This window comes from Rapidithrix thailandica (genome assembly GCF_039710355.1).
Lineage (GTDB): Bacteria > Bacteroidota > Bacteroidia > Cytophagales > Flammeovirgaceae > Rapidithrix > Rapidithrix thailandica.
In genome coordinates this window covers 52,404-71,773 of the sequence record NZ_JBDKWZ010000024.1, presented here as the reverse complement: position 1 = coordinate 71,773, position 19,370 = coordinate 52,404, and the positions used below count along the sequence as shown (strand labels likewise).

13 protein-coding genes are annotated in these 19,370 nt (G+C 43.6%); 9 read left to right on the top strand and 4 right to left on the bottom strand.

Annotated features, from left to right (window positions below; genetic code table 11):
* Nucleotides 1–259 precede the first annotated feature (259 nt).
* From AAG747_RS27105 to AAG747_RS27065, 9 genes are all read left to right on the top strand, one after another.
* On the top strand, nucleotides 260–1,924 hold the full coding sequence (locus AAG747_RS27105; protein WP_346824396.1) for a hypothetical protein: 1,665 nt from the start codon (nucleotides 260–262) through the stop codon (nucleotides 1,922–1,924).
* Between the two features lie 994 nt (nucleotides 1,925–2,918).
* Entirely contained in the window at nucleotides 2,919–5,351 is a 2,433-nt protein-coding gene (locus AAG747_RS27100; protein ID WP_346824395.1) for a TonB-dependent siderophore receptor, read from the top strand.
* 135 nt (nucleotides 5,352–5,486) lie between these two features.
* Complete coding sequence (locus tag AAG747_RS27095; protein ID WP_346824394.1) at nucleotides 5,487–6,197, top strand: ABC transporter ATP-binding protein; 711 nt, start codon at nucleotides 5,487–5,489, stop codon at nucleotides 6,195–6,197.
* Nucleotide 6,198: 1 nt separating this feature from the next.
* Nucleotides 6,199–7,620, top strand: coding sequence for an ABC transporter permease (locus AAG747_RS27090; protein ID WP_346824393.1), 1,422 nt, complete (start codon nucleotides 6,199–6,201; stop codon nucleotides 7,618–7,620).
* A 4-nt stretch (nucleotides 7,621–7,624) separates the two neighbouring features.
* A complete protein-coding gene (locus tag AAG747_RS27085; protein WP_346824392.1) occupies nucleotides 7,625–8,995 on the top strand; it encodes an ABC transporter permease in 1,371 nt (456 codons plus the stop codon).
* 534 nt (nucleotides 8,996–9,529) lie between these two features.
* Nucleotides 9,530–12,352 (top strand): TonB-dependent receptor, encoded by a 2,823-nt coding sequence (locus tag AAG747_RS27080; protein WP_346824391.1) that lies wholly within the window; start codon nucleotides 9,530–9,532, stop codon nucleotides 12,350–12,352.
* A gap of 330 nt (nucleotides 12,353–12,682) precedes the next feature.
* Nucleotides 12,683–13,528, top strand: coding sequence for a DUF6597 domain-containing transcriptional factor (locus tag AAG747_RS27075; RefSeq protein WP_346824390.1), 846 nt, complete (start codon nucleotides 12,683–12,685; stop codon nucleotides 13,526–13,528).
* Between the two features lie 38 nt (nucleotides 13,529–13,566).
* Nucleotides 13,567–14,451, top strand: coding sequence for an SDR family oxidoreductase (locus AAG747_RS27070; RefSeq protein ID WP_346824389.1), 885 nt, complete (start codon nucleotides 13,567–13,569; stop codon nucleotides 14,449–14,451).
* A 76-nt stretch (nucleotides 14,452–14,527) separates the two neighbouring features.
* Nucleotides 14,528–15,364: a metallophosphoesterase gene (locus AAG747_RS27065; protein ID WP_346824388.1), complete on the top strand. Its 837-nt coding sequence runs from the start codon at nucleotides 14,528–14,530 to the stop codon at nucleotides 15,362–15,364.
* Nucleotides 15,365–15,460: 96 nt separating this feature from the next.
* Here the strand turns inward: AAG747_RS27065 and AAG747_RS27060 are convergent, their stop codons facing one another.
* The 4 genes from AAG747_RS27060 to AAG747_RS27045 form a co-directional block, all read right to left on the bottom strand.
* Nucleotides 15,461–15,904 carry a DUF4259 domain-containing protein gene (locus AAG747_RS27060; RefSeq protein ID WP_346824387.1) on the bottom strand — a complete coding sequence of 148 codons (444 nt, stop codon included), beginning with the start codon at nucleotides 15,902–15,904 and terminating at the stop codon, nucleotides 15,461–15,463.
* Nucleotides 15,905–16,100: 196 nt separating this feature from the next.
* Entirely contained in the window at nucleotides 16,101–17,306 is a 1,206-nt protein-coding gene (locus AAG747_RS27055; protein ID WP_346824386.1) for an MFS transporter, read from the bottom strand.
* Nucleotides 17,307–17,526: 220 nt separating this feature from the next.
* Complete coding sequence (locus tag AAG747_RS27050; RefSeq protein WP_346824385.1) at nucleotides 17,527–18,213, bottom strand: ankyrin repeat domain-containing protein; 687 nt, start codon at nucleotides 18,211–18,213, stop codon at nucleotides 17,527–17,529.
* Nucleotides 18,214–18,379: 166 nt separating this feature from the next.
* The gene (locus AAG747_RS27045) at nucleotides 18,380–19,267 is read right to left on the bottom strand and encodes a helix-turn-helix domain-containing protein (protein WP_346824384.1); all 888 of its coding nucleotides are present in this window, start codon (nucleotides 19,265–19,267) and stop codon (nucleotides 18,380–18,382) included.
* Nucleotides 19,268–19,370: the final 103 nt, after the last annotated feature.

The window sequence follows — 19,370 nt, the reverse complement described above, 5'->3', positions numbered from 1 at the left end:
TAAATAGTTAATATTCTATCTATATTACCAACTATTCTTCTAACAAGCTATCAATTTACTTTTCAATCACCAAAAACACTGACAAAACTCTTTCATTTCCTTTACACTAATTTTAAGTAGCGTATTTCCTCCTACCGGGCCAAACACAAAACAATATCTTCCCCCCTTCTTTTTTCGTAAAATATTCAATAGACAAATTACTAATTAATAAAATTTTATTTTTATCAATCGCATACTCTCTCTTAGATCATTAACTTCTATGAAAAAACTCATTACTTATATTCTCTTAGTGTTTGGATTAGGCGGGACAGGCTTTTATGTAGGATTACCTACTATCAACCATGGCTTTTATGGTTTACCTTTACTTATCACCCTGATCATAGGTAGCATTTACTTTCTGGACGTTAAGTTTCAAAAGCAAAGCCGGTTTCGCGCTACCCTACTCATTGCCCTTTGCCTATCTTTCGGTTATTTAACATTAGTTCCCCTCTTCACTTCATGGGCCTTATTTAAAAGTGCCGAATACCGGAATTTGATTGGAGAAGTCAACAATGGAGATGATTTTGCCACTCATGTAGCACCTATTTCCACCGAAGAAATCAGAATTGTAGACAAAGCCATGGCTTATAAACTAGGGGATAAGGTGTTAGGTACCAAACCTTCCTTGGGTAGTCAAGTGAACTTAGGAGATTTTAACATCCAAAAAGTCAATGGAAAACTCTATTGGGTCGCTCCCTTACTACACTCCGGCTTTTTTAAATGGTTTAATAACCGGCAGGGAACCAACGGCTATGTAATGGTTTCCGCAACCAATGAACGGGATGTCAAACTTGTTCAAAATATCAACGATCATCCAGTGTTGATTAAATACCAACCAGCCGCCTTTATGGCTGAAAACCTGGCCAGGCATATTTACTTTAATGGCTATATGACAAAAGGTTTTACTGATTTTACGTTTGAGTTGGACGATCAGGGAAAACCGTATTGGGTGGTAACCTTATTGGATAAAAAGATCGGATTTGAAGGAGCTGATGCGACCGGAGTCATTACGGTAGCTACCGAAACCGGAGAGATAAAGGAATACTCCATAAACAAAGCTCCACTTTGGATAGACCGGATTCAACCGGAAAATTTTGTACTCAATCAATTAAACGACTGGGGGGAATTTGTCAGAGGCTACTGGAACTTTTCCAATCAAGATAAATTAACCACCACCCAAGGGATCTCCCTGGTATATGGCTCCGATAATAAATCCTACTGGTATACAGGGCTTACTTCCGTAGGAAAAGATCAGGGAACAGTGGGTTTCGCCCTCGTGGACACCCGTACCAAAGAAACCGTATGGTACAAACAAGTAGGGGCCACAGAACAAGCCGCCCAAAATTCTGCGATGGGTAAGGTACAGGAAAAAAGATATGTATCCTCTTTCCCAATTACATATAATATCAATGGCATTCCCACCTATGTCATGTCTTTAAAAGACCAGGCTGGCCTTATCAAAATGCTCGCAATGGTTTCCGTAGAAGATTATACCATCGTAGGGGTAGGAAATAACATGAAAGAAGCCCTCCGGGAATTTAAAAATGCACTGAATAGCCGTGGAAATGCTATCGTTCCCAGTAGTGCAGTACAAACATTTGATATTACAACCACCGTATCCAAAATCGCCAGTGATATCCGAAACGGAAATACACATTACTATCTGATACTAAAAAATTATGAAAATAAAATTTTCATCGGAAGTTCGCTGGTTTCCAATGAGCTTCCCGTTACTCAAGTAAATGACAAGGTACAGATTAAATACGATGACGGTGCCAATGAAGTCGTAGATATTATTAGCTTTGACAACCTTGAGATCGATCTTCAAAAAACGAATAAACAAGAAAAGATTGAAAAATATTTTGACCTGAGCAGTCACAACTAAAACAACATCTCTAATTGAAAAGGAACTGTCTAAAAAGCCATGTGTAAACCTTTGTGGCTATACTATATCGACTTTTTAGGCAAGCTCTTCTTTTGTTATTCACGCAAAATACTTTAACTCCATGGTCGTATCCTTTGATCTTGATGATACTTTAATTCCCGCTCAAGAAGAAGACTTTCAAACAGAACATCGGAGTTTTTGGCAAAAGTTTTTAGGAGTTGAATTTATCCGTAAAGGCAGCATTGCCCTCTTCAGGGACTTGCAGCAACAAGGTTATACAACGGGTATTTATACCACCTCTTTCCGGTCCAAGTTCAAAATTAAATTTCAACTGCTCACCTACGGGATAAAAACGGATTTTATCATTAATGAATACCAAAACAGAAAAGAACCGAGAGCATGTTTAAATTTCATCCTTTGGGTTAAGAACTCTCATTTCACGAACCTCAGTGCAGCATTTTTTCGTCAAATAATGCTATTATTCTTCTCAAAAATACTTTTCTGAGAACCCTAAACTGAGAATTTTTATCACCAAAAACGAATTTTAAACATGCTCTAAACCGTAGGAGAATATCCTGTTCCAAATACCCTCCGGCATTTAACATTGACCTTCATATAGATGATTCTAAAGGTGTTGCGATCGAAGGACAACGACACCGCTTCTCCACGGTAATTGTTGAAAAAGAGGATAAAGAGTGGATAAATAAAATCAAGATACATCTCGAAACCACAAACTGCTTTTCAGAAACATAATATCATTTCTTTATAGAATTAACGCTGCCCACCTTCTCTCAACTATTTTTATCTTCTTTTTGAAAATCCATGTGGTGCCTGCCCCCTCCTTGTAACCTGTTGATGATTAGCCATTGGCAAACAATTCCCTTCACCGAAAACAAGGCTAAGTATGGAAGGCTAAAATTTATATAATGCAACCTTATTGCATTAATGATTTTTCATCTCTTTATTTGCAACAATATTGCATAAAAGAAATCCGATGAAACATTTATTCCTACTCATTACCCTATCCATTTTAGGCAAAGGAATAGCCTTTGCCCAACATCCGGGAAGCATTACCGGGCAACTGACTAACGAGGAAGGCGAACCCTTGAACGAGGTGGTCTTAACCCTTCAGGAAACAAATATGACTTTGCTCTCCGATGCTAAGGGGAATTTTGCCTTTACAAATTTACCCCTGGGAACCTACCGTTTACTGGCGAAAGACTTGTCGTACAAAGAGCAGGTTCGTGAAATCGTTTTGAGCCGTGAGAACGCACATGCCGTACTTCAAATTACGTTACAGGCCGCTTCCTCCTATTTACAGGATGTGGAAGTACTGGGCCGGAAGGAAACTTCCTATAAAAGTGATTATTCTTTTATCGGGACCAAAACCGCTTCCCGCCTGATCGATGTTCCGCAAACGATTTCTTCCATTACCAAAGAGCTGATGGACGATCAACAAGCTTACCGACTGAACGATGTGGTGAAAAACATCAGTGGGGTCAATCAGTATTCTCAATGGGACGACCTGACCGTGCGGGGATTTCGCAACGGCTTTGAAAGCGGCTTCCGGTTGGTCAATGGGATGCGCTCAGGTTTCAGCTATGGCAACGGTTTTTTCAGAGTGCCACTTACGGCCAATCTGGAACGGGTGGAAGTACTAAAAGGCCCGGGGGCCGCACTTTTCGGAGATATTAATCCGGGAGGAACGGTTAACCTGGTGACAAAAAAGCCTTTGGCAGAAAACCGGAAAGCCGTGAGTTTTTCCGTAGGAAGTTTCAATACCACCCGGGCCGCCTTGGACTTTACCGGGCCGCTCAATGAGAACAAAACGCTGCTGTACCGACTGAACCTCGGCTATGAAGATTCGGAGACTTTCCGCGACATCATTGAAAATAAGTCTTTGATCGTGGCGCCTTCCATTACCTTTCTTCCCACGGACAAAACCACCATCAACGCGGAACTGGTGTACAGCAATTTCAACGGATACCTGGATAGAGGTTTGCCCATTCAAGGCAATGACTTGTATGCTTTGCCCCTGTCGTTTGCCTTAAACCAACCCAGTGATTATTTTATCGTACGCGATTTTTACCTCAATACTTCGCTCAATCACCGTTTTACGTCCTGGCTTTCGTTCAATGCTTCGTACATGAAGTTCAGTTATTCGGAAAATCTGAGTGAGCACCGCACGCTGAATACTTTTGCCGATGCGCCTCAGAACACGGTGATGAACATGCGCTACTACGAAAGACAAGTGGAAGAGTATACTGATAATTTTTCTGCCTATTTTGTCATCAATGGCCAAACGGGCTCCTTCAAGCACAAAGTACTTGTGGGGACGGATTATGTGAAGTTTACGCCTGACAAAAGCAGTGTGATGTGGGAAGGCCGCCAGAAAGTAGCCGGGAAAGATACGGTAGGGTTGACCTTTGATTTGAAAAACCCTTTGTATGAAATCCAGGACCCGACCAAATACCTCCGCAGACCCTTGCCACAATGGTTTATCGATTATGTCAATGCCTCTTACAGTACGACAGGAATCTACCTCCAGAACCAAGTGGACCTGACCGGACGCTTGCAGATATTGGCCGGATTCCGCTACGAATTCTACCGCGATCAACGCAACTACGGAGATGGAGAGGAACCTATCAAACAGGGTATTTTCTTGCCGAGATTAGGAATTACCTATAAAATCACGAACCGACTGAATTACTTCGCCAGTTACAGCAGCGGTTTCCTCCCCATCAAGCCGGAATATATTAAATACCCGGAAAGATACGGCCATTCAACGCCTTTTGAAAATGAAAGTAGCTACCAGGTAGAAACCGGGCTGAAGGGCGAGTTTTTCAATCAGGCCTTGTTTGCCTCCATTTCATTGTACCATATCGAAAAACAAAATATGCTGGTAAATACCGGTCAACTCAGCGATCAGGGCAATCCCATTTACCGGCAAAACGGAAAGGTTCGTTCCCGGGGAGCTGAATTGGAGCTTACGGGCAACCTTCACCCCAATCTGAATTTACATGCAAACTATGCCTTTAACCGGAGTGAAGTCATGAAAACGTCCGATCCCGGGGAAGAAGGCCAAATGAATGCCAATGCGCCCGAACATGTTGCGGGCTTTTGGGCCAAATACACCTTTAGCGCTCCTGGCCTGAATGGCCTTGGCCTTGCCTTGGGCGGAACGTATGTGGGTAAAAGACGCATGCAAAACCAGGTGCAAAATGACCGGGGAGAAAACGTTTGGGACTTTTGGCCCGCTTATGCCCTAGCCGATGCAGCAGTGTTTTATAACGTCAACAAATTCAAGCTTACCGTCAACTTCAACAACCTGTTTGACAAAGCTTATTTCGTAGGAGGTTATGACTATTACCGGGCCAGCCCTGGAGCACCCCGGAATTTCATGGCAACGATTGGATACACTTTTTAAGGAATGAAGGGATGAGGGAGTGGAGGAATGAAGGAATGGGGAAATGGGGGAGTGAGGGAGTGGAGGAATGAGGGAACAAATAAAGAGTGTCTCTAATAATTACAGATTTTCAATCTTCTAAATATTCTATCACTGATGAAATACATTCTCGAAGCGAAAGACCTGTCGAAACGGTACCAGGACAAACTGGCCTTGAAGGGTCTGAACCTGCAATTGGAGACTTCCGAAATATTCTGCCTGCTGGGGCAAAACGGAGCGGGAAAATCCACCACGATTAACTTGCTCCTAGGGTTTCTGCAACCGACTTCCGGGGCTGCTTTTATTCATGGCTTGGAGGTAGCCCAAAATCCTTTGGCCATTTTGAAACACCTGGCTTATATCCCGGAGCAGGTGATGTTGTATCCCAACCTCACCGGCCTGGAAAACCTTTCTCTGTTCAGCGGTTTGGCCGGTTTTTCTTATTCACAAGAGGAACTGATGGCCTATCTGCAACAAGCGGGCTTACCAGCCAATGCGGCCGGAAAAAGAGTCGGCACTTATTCCAAAGGGATGCGGCAGAAGGTAGGCATTGCCATCGCTATTGCCAAACATGCCAAGGTGTTGTTATTGGACGAGCCTACTTCCGGGCTGGACCCCAAGGCCAGCAATGAATTCTCCGAACTGCTTTTACAATTGCAGGCAAAAGGCACAGCGGTATTGATGGCTACACACGACATTTTCAGGGCCAAAGAGGTCGGCACCCGGGTCGGCATTATGCGGGAGGGTGAACTGGTGGATGTATTGCCTACGCAGAACCTGAATGCCAATGAATTGGAAAAACTCTATTTAAACTATATGCATAATTAACATGGTGAAAAGTATTGCCCGAAAAGAGTTTATCAGCACCTTGCGCGATAAGCGATTTGTTACCTTAAGTGCTCTGTTGTTTTTCCTGTTACTGACCGCTACCCTGGTAGGATTACACAGCTTTAACCAACTGCAAGCAGAAAGGACTGCGGCCCAAGAGACCGTCCGAGAGCAATGGGTCAATCAACCCGACCGGCATCCTCACCGGGTGGCACACTACGGTTCCTTTGTCTTCCGGCCAAAATCCGGCCTTAGTTTTCTGGATTTCGGAATTGATTCGTACACCGGGGTTTCTGTATTTCTGGAAGCCCACCGGCAAAACAGCGCTAATTTCAGTCAGGCACAGCAGTCCGGTTCACTGATTCGCTTCGGAGAAATGACCGTGGCCTTTGTTTTGCAAATGCTCCTTCCCCTACTCATAATCTTCCTTTGCTTTGGTGCCTTCACCCAGGAAAAGGAAAGCGGAACCTTAAAAATCCTGTTGACCCAAGGGATAACGTTACGGCAAATTGCCTGGGCGAAGATCCGGGGTTACAGCCAAGTGACCGGTTTAATCACAGGCCCTGCCTTGTTAGTAGCCGGTTGCTTTATTTTCGGTTTGAATAGCTTCGAAGTCAACCCGGAAATTTTCTTTCGCTTGTTTCTCTTTTTAAGCCTGTATGCCGTCTATTTCTTTATCTGTATCGCAGGTTCGGTGATCGTTTCCGCTTTGTCGAAGAGTTCGCGCTTGGCCTTGGTCAGCCTGTTAGGCATTTGGATTTTAAGTTGCATCATTATCCCCAAAGCCGCTTCCAACCTGGGCGCAGGCCTCTATCCTGCTCCCACCAAGGCGCAAATGGATGCCGACGTTCATGAAGAGGCCGTCAAAGGCATAGACGGGCACAACCCCAAAGACAAGCGAGGAGAAGCCTTGTTAACCTCACTCCTGATCCAATACAGAGTAGATTCCGTGCATCAACTGCCCGTAAATTTCGAGGGGATTGTGATGGCTGAAGGAGAAGAATACAGCAGTAAAGTCTATCAAAAACATTTTGAGGAACTTCAACAAACCTTCCACCAACAAAACAGCATTGCCGTTTGGGCGGGCTTTTTCAATCCTTACCTGGCTTTACGCCAATTGTCCATGGGCTTGGCCGGAGCTGATTTTCACCATTATGTACATTTTCAACAAGAAGCGGAAAGCTATCGCTACCGGTTTGTACAAAGGCTGAATGAACTACAGGCCACTCACATCACCTATGGGAACAAAAACCAGCGTCTCGCGGCCGAAACCTGGAGCACCTTTGAGCCTTTCGACTACCGGGCCCCATCAGTAGGTTGGGTGTTGGTTCGTCATCTTATACCCCTGTTAGCCCTGGGAGGCTGGCTGTTTTTGCTCTTAGCGCTAGGCCCCAAACTGATTGAAAAAGCACAAATCGTTTAATTCCATGAAAAAGATTCTTTTATTAATCAAATTTGAAGCCCTCAGCTTCCGGGCCGACAAAGGTTTGCTGCTGCTCACTGCCCTGATGCTGGCAGCCGGACTGTACAGCATTTACTACGGCACGCAGGAAATTGCCCGGCAAAGGGAAAACCTGGCGGAGCTGGAGCAGTTGGAAACACATACTATTGAAGAACTCAAAAAAAAGTACCCCGGAGAGGCCGATGCCGGGACTGTTGCTTATTATTTTCCGGTATTTGCCCAAAACCAACCCCAGCCTTGGGCCGGCCTTGCCTTGGGGCAACGGGACGTAAACCCCTATTACCTGAAGCTGCGTTTGCTGAACCTGCAGGCACAACTCTACGACACGGAAAACATCAACCCTTTAAAAGTGTTAAGCGGGAATTTTGACCTTGCCTTTGTACTGGTTTATCTTTTTCCTTTATTCATTATCACACTGGGTTATAATGTATTGTCTCAGGAAAAAGAGCGAGGCACCTTACCCTTATTATTGTCACAACCCATTCGCCTTTCTACGGTGGTCATTTCCAAGCTGGGCTTTCAGGTCATCTTGGTTTTGGGCATGGCCTGGCTGCTTTCCATCCTGGGTTTTATCGGGGCGGGCATCTCTCCGGATGGCAGAATTGCACTCTGGCTGTTAGTCGTAACGCTCTACTGTCTTTTCTGGTTTGGGGCTACCTTCTTGGTGATTGCTCTGCGAAAAAACTCTTCTTTCAATGCCGTAATACTCTTGGGAATATGGTTGGTGCTCACCATGGTGTTACCCAGCCTGATGAACATATACGTGACCGTTAGCCAACCTTTGCCCCAGGGCATTGATCTGACCGTCCAACAGCGGGAGGCCATGCACAGTGGCTGGGACAAACCCAAAGAAGAAACCATGCAACAATTCTATGCGCTTTACCCCCAATGGGCAGACGATACGCCTATTAAAGGTCGGTTTTCCTGGCACTGGTATTATGCTATGCACGAAATGGGAGATCAAGCGGTAAAAGATTTGGTGCAAGCCTATAAATCCGGTTTACAGAAAAGACAGGCGCTGACCTATGACCTGAGCGGTTTTTCCCTGCCGGTCAATGCCCAAGCGGCTTTGAATGCTCTGGCCGGTACGGACCTCGACAGCCATTTACAGTTTATGGAAAGTATAGAGCAATACCATGTATCTCTCAAGGAGTTTTATTACCCCTTCTTGTTTCGGCAACTTCCGTTTACACATGCGGATTATGAAAAACTGCCCACGCATCGCTTTACGACAAAACCGGCCACAGACCTGGTATTGGGGGGCATTACAAAATTGTTGTTCAGTACAGTATTGGTAATGACAGGAGGCTATTTATTTTTCCAACGTAAAAACTAATCGTTAGAAAATTTTAATTAACGTCAAGAAGCCCACATTTTCCATTCTAATGTGGGCTTTGTGCTTTATAATAAAGCAGTCATTCTTTGTACTAAACGGGAAATACTCCTTTAATAGGCCGCCCTTTTGACGGTAAAGCGGCTCCGTTTAGAGTTCCCAAAATAACATGATTGTGGCCCGACATTCGGTGGTCCGACATTCGGTGGCCCGACATTCGAAAAGCAGTAGAATCGTATTAAGCATATACACCCCTCTACCATTCGAAATAAAAATACAGATAAAAGCGATTCACATCCTACACCCGGCTCAGACCTAAATTGTAAAACCATTACCATTCAATCCCCCCTCCTCCTACCTGCATTACGTTGAGTTTTTCCGGCCGTTGATTGAATAAATTTCCGGTTGTAACAAGGTTTTTGATTCTTTGCCACATAAATAAACTTGTTCCGGACGGGTAGTCCGGAAGAGATTTATCCACAACGGAATATACTTCCGGGCATATCGCTATGCAATTAGCCTAACTTTACAAGAAATATGAACAAATATCGCCACATTTTACCCCTCTACCAACATTGGTTGACTCTGTTGCTTCTGGGTATTTCCTTACAACTAAGCGCCCAATCTTCAAAACCGGCTCTCAACGGCAGGTTAGTAGATGCTACCAGCCAAGAACCGTTGGTAGGAGCATCGGTTTTACTCAAAGTAGAAAACGACTCCCTTTTTGCCGCCGTCACCACTGATCAAGAGGGTGTATTTGTTTTTTCCAAAGTACCGGACACTCCTTTTACGTTACAGGTCAGCTATATAGGATATGAGACGTACCAAAAAGTATTTCAGTCGGTAAGCAAGCCGCAACTTGGCAATATCCCTATGAAAGAAGATACCAAAATACTGGATGAGGTGAAGGTAGAGGGGAAAGTTCCGGTAGGAGAGGTGAAAGGTGACACGGTGGTGTATAATGCCAATGCCTTTAAAACCCGGCCCGATGCCGATGCGGAAAACCTGATTGGTAAAATGCCCGGGATTGTGATTGATGGAGGCACGGTAAAAGCCAACGGAGAGGATGTAAAACAGGTATTGGTGGATGGAAAGCCCTTCTTTGGCAATGATCCGAACATTGCACTGAAAAACCTGCCTGCCGAAGTCATTGATAAAATTGAAGTGTTTGACAAAAAAAGCGAACAAGCCCAGTTTACAGGCTTTGACGATGGGGAAACGTCCAAAACAATCAATATCGTCACCCGGGTAGACAAGCGAAACGGTCAGTTTGGAAAAATTTATGCTGGTGGTGGCTTGGATGAAAAGTATATGGCGGGGGGCAATTTAAACTTCTTCAATGGCAAACAACGCATTTCTGTCATTGGTATGACGAACAATGTGAACCAGCAAAATTTTTCTACCCAGGATTTACTGGGTGTGGTGGGTTCGGGAGGCTCCCGCAGATTTGGCGGAGGCAGAGGAGGAGGCCGCAGAGGTGGGGGGATGGGAGCCAGTACTAATGACTTTCTGGTCGGTTCTCAAAACGGGATCACTACCACAGATGCTTTCGGCATCAACTTTCAGGACGAATGGGGCAAAAAAATTGAAATCAACGCCAATTATTTTTACAATCGTTCGGCCAATACCTCTAAAGAGGTCCTGTCGCGGGAGTATCTGTTTTCGGGAGACTCCAGTCAATATTATCAAGAAGAAAGCTTTGGCAACAGTAATAATTTCAACCATCGCTTTAACTTGCGAATGGATTACAAAATCAGCGATCAGACTTCCGTGTTACTCCGGCCCAGCCTGAACTTTCAATCCAACAATGCCGAAGGAGAATTTACCGGACTCAATCGTCTGCAAGACGGACAACTCTTAAGCCAGGCGCTTAACCGGTCTTCCTCGGAAATGTCCGGTTACAATATCTCTAATTTACTATTGCTCAGACATAAATTTGCCAAACGCGGCCGTACTTTTTCAGTGCGCTTAAATACTACCTGGGATAATAAAGACGGAGAGAGCCAACTTTGGTCCTTAAATCAAAACCTGAAGACGGATGTTGCCGATACGGTCAATCAATTAACCGACTCCCGGAGCAATAGCTTTTCCTATAATACCAATGTTTCGTATACGGAGCCTATTGGCAAAACAGGAAGTTTGCAGGTTGAATATTCCTTTGGAAATAACAATAGTTCATCCGACAAAAGAGCGTATCAGTTTGAAGCGATTTCGGAGGGATATACTCTCTTAGATTCTACCTTGAGTAATGTATTTGAAAATGATTATTTTACTCAACGAGCAGGCCTGGGATACCGGATAAGAACCGGTAAATTAATGTTTATGGCCAATGTTTCATACCAACATGCTTCTTTGGAAAATGAAAAAACCCTTCCGGATGCATTCGGAATGGACCGCAGCTATACGAATCTTTTACCCCGTATGATGCTCCGGGTGCGTTTTGATAAACAAAGTCATTTGCGCTTAATGTATCGCACAAGAACCAGTCAACCGTCCATCTCTCAATTACAGGATGTGGTCAACAATGCGAACCCCTTACAACTCTCTCTGGGTAACCCGGCCTTGGACCAATCCTATGCTCATACACTCTCGCTCAGCTTCCGGAAAATCAATCCGGAAAAATCGACCAGCTTGATTGCGATGGTTCACACCACCCTTACCAACGATTACATTGGAAACAAAACCACTTTTGTACAGCAGGATACGGTGATCAACGGTCAATCCCTGTTGGCCGGAGGACAGTACTCTCAACCTGTCAACTTGAACGGTTCCTGGAATGTACGGTCCTTTTTTGCCTATGGCTTTTATCTGAAACCCATCAAAAGCAACCTGAACATGAATACTTCGGTCAGCTTTTCAAATTCGCCTAATATCTTGAACGAGGAGTTAAACGAGACCTTTACCACCAACCTGAGCCAAGGCTTGGTATTGAGTAGTAATATCAATGAAAAGGTGGATTTCACATTGTCAACTACAGCCAATTACAACATCGTACGCAACAGTCTGCAAGAAAGCCTGAACAACAATTACTATATGCAAAAGACCGGGTTGAAGTTTTACTGGAATTTTTGGAAAACCCTGTTTTTTGACAACAATCTCAATCATCAATTTTATAGCGGGCTTTCGGAAGATATGAACCAATCCTACTTTCTATGGAACATGAGTGCCGGATTTAAATTTACCAAAAACAACCGGGCGGAAGTAAAACTCACGGTATTTGATCTCCTGGATCAAAACCAAAACATTCAACGAAATGTCACCAATGCCTACATAGAGGATTCCAGAACGGAAATCTTACAACAATACTATATGCTGACATTTACCTATAACTTGCGAAACTTTGGCAATTCTAAAAGTTAAGTACTTGGCCTTTTTGGCTAATATTTTCACTTGGAGGCGATCTAAAACAGTCGATTGATAGCCGCAAAGACACTAAGCAGAAATAACGAATTACAAATCAAATATTTGCGACTCTTTGTGCTTTAAAATCTTCGTGGCATTTTATGTTCTTTTGACTTTTCAGACAGCTTCATTCAAAACTCGCTTAAGCTCAATCCGGAGATTCCGGTTTTTGAGCTTTTTTTATTCCCTACTTCCTTGCACTCCGGTATTTGTCAAACTTTTTACGGCTACTTGCAAAAAACACGTTCCTTTTTACAAACAGCCGTTTATTTTTGCGATTGATAAACTATGGAAGGATACTTCGAAATACCCGTTGCCCCAGCGCTTCAACCCTTTATCAAATGTTATTGGGCATTGGAGGTTCCTGCATCTCAACAATCTTCGATTCGGGACAGGGTCCCTCCTTTGGGTTTTCAAGACTTATTGATCAACTATGGAGACCCTTTTCAAATTGCGAATGCTTCCTCGACAAGTAAAAATGAGCTTTTATTAGTCGGTCAGTTTACCAAATATCATCAATTGCAATACAGTGGAAAAATAGGGCTATTTTCCATTTGTTTCCGGCCTTTTGGCTGGAGCTTGTTGACAGGCTACCCGGCCGATGAATTTACCAATATCATTGTTCCGGTCGAACTGCTCATGCCTTCCATCAAAGAATTGACTTCCCGATTACAAGAAGCCCCGGATAACCTCCACCGTGTACAGCTTGCCAACTCCTTTTTACAAAAAGCATTTCTGGAAAAACAACTTTCTACTTCCAATATTCCGATTCAATCCATTGTACACACAATCGACTTATCCAAAGGCAATATTCAAATAGGTGATCTGGCTTCTACTTACTGTTGTTCGGTCAGCAAGTTTGAACGGAACTTCAAACATTATACGGGACTTACACCAAAGCAATACGGCAAATTGGCCCGATTCCGTCAAGTGTTGACAACTTATTCACCACATACCAAAGCTTTAGATATTTATAAACTGGGGTATTATGACCAATCGCATTTTATCCGTGAGTTCAAGCAGTTGATTGGCGTAGCTCCCAAAAGTTATTTTTCAGGAGAATTATATTTAAGTGAAAAGTGTATTCTGGAAAAAGCCGATTTTTTACAATCCTCTCATTCCCGCCAAGGCTAATATTGCCTAAAAATTACCAAACATCAATCAATAACCCTATGGAAAAAGTACTCGTAGCAGGAGCCACCGGCTATTTGGGCCGGTACATTGTAAAAGAGCTTGCCCGGCAAGCGTATTATGTAAAAGCCATTGGCAGAAGTAAATCAAAACTTCAAGATTTATCACCGTACCTCAATGAGGCTATCGAGGCAGAAGTAACCCGGGCCGATACCTTGGAAAAAGCTCTTCGAGATACCGATGTGGTGATTTCCACTGTTGGGATCACCCGGCAAAAAGACGGACTTACATATATGGATGTAGATTACCAGGCCAATATGAACTTGCTAAGGATGGCACAAGCCAAAGGAGTAAAGAAGTTCATTTATGTGTCGGTCTTTCGTGGTGATCAGTTAACCCAACTGAAAATATGTGAGGCCAAAGAAAAGTTTGCCGAGGAACTTCAACAGTCGGGCATGGAGTATTGTATCGTCCGGCCCGATGGCTTTTTTTCCGATATGACAGAAATCCTGAATATGGCGAATAACGGCAGAGTGTACCTGATTGGTAATGGAGAATGCAAAGCCAACCCGATTCACGGAGAAGACCTGGCCGAAGTTTGTGTCCAAAGCATTCACTCACAAGAAAAACAAATTCCGGTAGGTGGACCGGAAGTACTCTCCCATAAACAGATTGCCCAAATGGCTTTTGCCGTATGTGGAAAGAAAGCCAAAATCACGTATTTACCTTTATGGCTCACTCAACTGGTTACCTTTCTGGCCCGCACTTTCACCAGCTCGAAAACCTATGGCCCGGTCGAGTTTTTTCTGACGGCGATGTCCATGGATATGGTAGCTCCGGTATATGGAAAACATACCTTACAAAAACACTTTGAAAAAGTACAGAAAACAGGTTTTGATCAACTTGCCGGTTCCCCGGTATCATAATTACATTGTCGTCCAAGCTATTTGCACTCAATAGTTGGTGTACACTAACTTTGTCCGGAAAAAGGAGTGATGTATTATGATGAATGAACAAGCGGAGTTTTCATTTGGGGTTTTTGCCGATGTACAATATTGTGACCACCCCCCTTTTAAACAGCGGTATTACCGGCAAGCCCTGCATAAATTAAAAGATTGCATTCAAACGTTTCAGAAGCGCGAGCTTGCTTTTGTGATACAACTAGGCGACCTGATCGACCGGGATTACAAAAGTTTTGAAGCAGTGAATCCGGTGATTTCCGGTTTGAACAAACCTTTTTATTCTTTATTGGGCAACCATGATTTTGAAGTCCGACCGGAATACAAATCCAAAGTTCTCAGCAAATTAGGCTTGCAAAAAGGCTATTATCATTTTCAACATCAACACTTCCGGTTGATCGTGTTGGATGGCAATGAAGTGAGTTGTTATGCTTATCCCAAAGAAAGTGATGCATATTCCCAGGCACTCGAAGAATTAAAATCTCTTCAAGCCCAACACCTGCAAAATGCCCAGGCATGGAACGGTGGAATCAGTAAAACCCAATTGGACTGGTTAGAGGACGTCTTACAGTCAGCCAAACAACAAGACGAAAAAGTAATTATATTTTGTCATTTTCCCATTTGGCCGGAAAGTAAGTACAACCTGTGGAACCACCGGGAACTCAACAACTTGCTACAGCAATATCCCAATATTGTGGCGTATCTGAATGGCCATAACCATGCCGGAGATTATGCCAAACAGGGGCATATCCACTTCCTGACGATGCATGGAGTAGTAGAAACACAAGAACAATCTGCCTATGGGATAGTCCATGTTTATCAAAACCGTTTGGAAATAGAAGGGTTTGGAAGGGAGCCCCAAAGGACTTTGTATTTTTGATACTGTAGCAACAACCCACCACGGCAAGCTTCCGGAAGCCGTGAATATTGTGGGTAACTGTCCGGTCATACAAAGGGAACCGGACAGTTACAATCCTTACATTTTTAATCGCTCGATTAACTCTGAAAGAGTACGGAGCCATTCCTCATAAGAGTCGGATTCTTCCCATAGTTCTCTGATTTCCGAATGGCTAAAATGCCCCACCTTTTTCACAGCTTTCCTGGCTTTTTCTACCAATTCAGCATCGATATCTTCCCTAATTCTTCCCAGGTTCAACAGAGGTAAGGGATCATCCCCATCCTCACCCTGGTGGTAATCTTCTTTGGGAAAATCTTCGGAGGGAGCACCTAAGGCGGCAGCCAGCAATTCCGCAGAAACTAATGCTGCTATGCCAAACTCATGATCCAGGTAATCTTCTGTCTCAATGACATCCTCAAAGGCATTCTCTAATTTTTCAATGGACTGGTCACTTTCGCAAAATTCATCGTACCAGTCAAAACTTAAATCGTCTTCAAAAACTTTTGTGCCCCAAGCACCCATTTTTACAAATAAATTAGTTTAGTATTTTAAATTACAAATAGATAAGCATTACTACCTTGTAGGCATCCTATCTTATCAATCGCTAATATAAAACATTAAGCCAATTCCTTAAACGTCAAAAGAATTTTTTTTCTCGCTTTACCACTGCTTGTTGTCTATTTTGATGCGGCAAAACAGTATTTTTCAACGATTGATCTTAATTCCGGTTGATCAAATATGCGGTTCCTATAAACACAAACCCCAACAGACAAACACCTGGCCATTGGCCGTAATGCCAAGCCATGCTTCCCAGAAGTGAACCCAATGAGCTACCGGTAAATGCTGAAGTCATATAAACGGTGTTCAGCCGGCTACGGGCTTCCGGGATCAGGGCAAATACCCGTGACTGATTGGAAATATGAGTAACCTGCATACCAATGTCCAACAGGATCACTCCAAGGATCAAGGCAATCAACCAGTTCCCTCCTATCCCCATAACGACAAAAGCACTGAGTGCGATCAACATACCAAATACGGCCGTGAAGTCGGCTCCTTTCCGGTCAGCTGTTTTTCCGGCTAAGGGAGCGGCAAAGGCCCCACAAGCCCCTATAAGTCCGAAAAGCCCTACCATATCGCTTTTATAATGGTAAGGTGCCCCTTCCAAAAAGAACACCAGGGTTGTCCAGAAGATGCTGAAAGCCCCAAACATCATAAACCCCACTCCTGCTGATTTTCTCAGTATGGCTTGGTCCTTCACCAAGGTCCACAGTGAGCGCATTAGATGCGAATAAGTTCCTTTATAAACAGGTTGGTCTTTAGGCAACATAAAAGCCAGAATTCCATCCAACAAGAGCATCACCACCGCTCCAATCCAAAAGATGGCCCTCCAACCCAAATGGGCGCCCACATATCCGCTGATGGTACGGGAAAGTAAAATACCAATCAACAATCCACTCATTACCGTACCGACTATTTTGCCTCGCTTTTCGGGACGTGCCAATTGCGCTGCCATGGGTAAAAGCAGTTGAGGCACCACCGAGAAAATCCCTACAAACAAACTGGCAATAAGCATGGTATAAAAATGCTGACTGGAAGCCACTACGGCCAATGAGATAGCCGCCAAAACGAGTTTGATCAGGATTAGTTTTTTCCTTTCCAGTTTGTCGCCTAAGGGGACTACCAACAGCAACCCAACCGTATACCCCAATTGTGTAATGGTGGCTATCCAACTCACCTGTTTGTCTGTCTTTTGAAAGGCTTTTCCGATTTCAGCCAATAGCGGTTGGTTAAAGTACAAATTAGCGACTACCAGTCCGCAAGTGATTGCCATCCACCCTACTAATGAGGAAGACAGAGGGGTGTCTGTAGAGGCTGTCGCTATCCTGTTAGCTGTTTGAGCCGGAGCTGTGTTTGTTGTTTGCATAAAATTGTTTCTTCTTCTGGTTGATCGTTACTCTTGATACTTCGCATCCCCTGTAACAAAAACCAGGCACCTCCAAAAAGAGGGCCTGGTTACATGGAATTAAATCGTACGTTTTCTTTTAATGCAAATAGATAGTTGTAATAAGACTGATATAGAAAATCCATGATGACACCGGATTCCCGTTTGGGATTTCCGGCACAATCTGTTTACGTTTTCAGATTTATTTTGCTCCTGCCTTTTGCAGAATTTCCGTAATTTTATCATAACCTCTACTCTTTGCAAGGGTCAAAGGTGTAATGCCGTCATGATCCGGAATATTGACATCACAACCTGCATCCACCAGCATTTGTACGATTTGAACATGTTTAGGCCCTCCGTCACTCAGTAATATCGCCTCCATCAAAGCCGTCCAACCCAGTTTGTTTACATGATCTATCGGGAAGTCTTTATGTAACAAAATCTCTTTGACCGTTTCCACATGCCCTCTTTCACAAGCGGGAATCAAGGCGGTTCCTCCGTAACGGTTAAAAACCGTGTAATCCGGATTTGCTTCAAAACACAGGCGGAGGATCTCCGTATATCCCCTGGCTCCGGCCAACAAAAACGGACTGTCCTGAATTTGATCCTGTGTATTGACATTGGCCCCGGCCTCTATTAAAAGTTTTGCCGCTTGCAAATGGTTTTGCTCCGTAGCCAATAATAAGGCTGTTTTACCTCCTGTATTCTTAGTTTCCAGATCCAGATTTCCTTGGGCAAGAAGTACATTTATCTTTTCTATGTCATTATTTCGTGCAGCCCGTAACAATGGGTGTTGATCTGATTTCATAAAGGTTAATTGTTGTGTGTTTCCGGTACATGCTACATTAAGCAGCATCAGGACTCCTAAATACACTTTGAAAAGTTTCATTTATTCCGAGTTTTTCGAGTAAGCGATATGCCCTCATTTTTTGACAAAAAGAGTGGCGATCTTGTTCAAACATCAAACCATCCACCTTATAAGGTTTAATAGCTATTCAAGTTTTGGTTTAAGGATACAAAATAACAGCAAGATGTACCGGAAAGGCTTATCCTAATTATTCGGATGCTGGTACTATTCGTGAATTTTGCCGGAATTCGGAAGGTGTCCGGCCATCGAGTTTTTTAAAAAAGCGAGTAAAATACGGGGCATCCTCAAACCCCAATTGAAAGGCAATTTCTTTGATATCATTTTGCGTGAAAGTCAACAAGCGTTTCGCTTCCAACAATAGTCGGTTGCGAATCACTTCCCCGGCTGTTAGACCCAATTCTTTTTTACAGATAACATTCAGGTAGTTGGAGCTGAGGTGCAAGGCATTGGCATAGAACTGTACACTACTTTGCTCCGGATAATGTTGTTCCAGCAATTCCATAAAATCATGAGTGGTACGGTGAGCGGCCGATTGGATTCTAATCGCATGATGCTCTGTATACCAACGCTGCAATAAAAGTAAGCAAGTCCATAAACGATGCCGTAAAAGAAAACCGCTTAACCCATCTGTTTGATGGGTTTCATTTTCAATCGCCCGGAATTCGGATTCCAGAAGCGTTGATTGTATATCGCTCAGGGGTAGTTCGGGAGAAGAAGAATTAGAAAAAAACGAAAGCTTTCCGGGGGGAATCGGTAAGAACTCAGGGGAAAACATCAATTGAAAACCTACGGTATCTTTCTTCAATTTCCAACTATGAACCTGACCCGGAGCCAGAAAAAAAACCTGTTGTGCTTGTACAGGATAGTCCACAAAATCAATATTATGCACTCCCTCTCCGGATTTGACAAACAAGAGCAGATAAAAATCATGTTTATGTCCTAAAGGTACATCGCTCTTCCCTTTCTCCTCATGCCGGAACAGCGTAAACCCTGTGGTGGATGACAAGGTCACATCCATATCGGAAATACCCAAGGTGGGTAAGGTAGAGATACTATTGGAAGAACGTTTTGCCAAATTTCTGTTGAGTTATCATTTCAGACAAAGATAAAAAGGCTTGAAGAAATATCAGACTCCAAATGCTTTTTAGCTCATCCGTTAAAAATCATTTGGGTGTAAC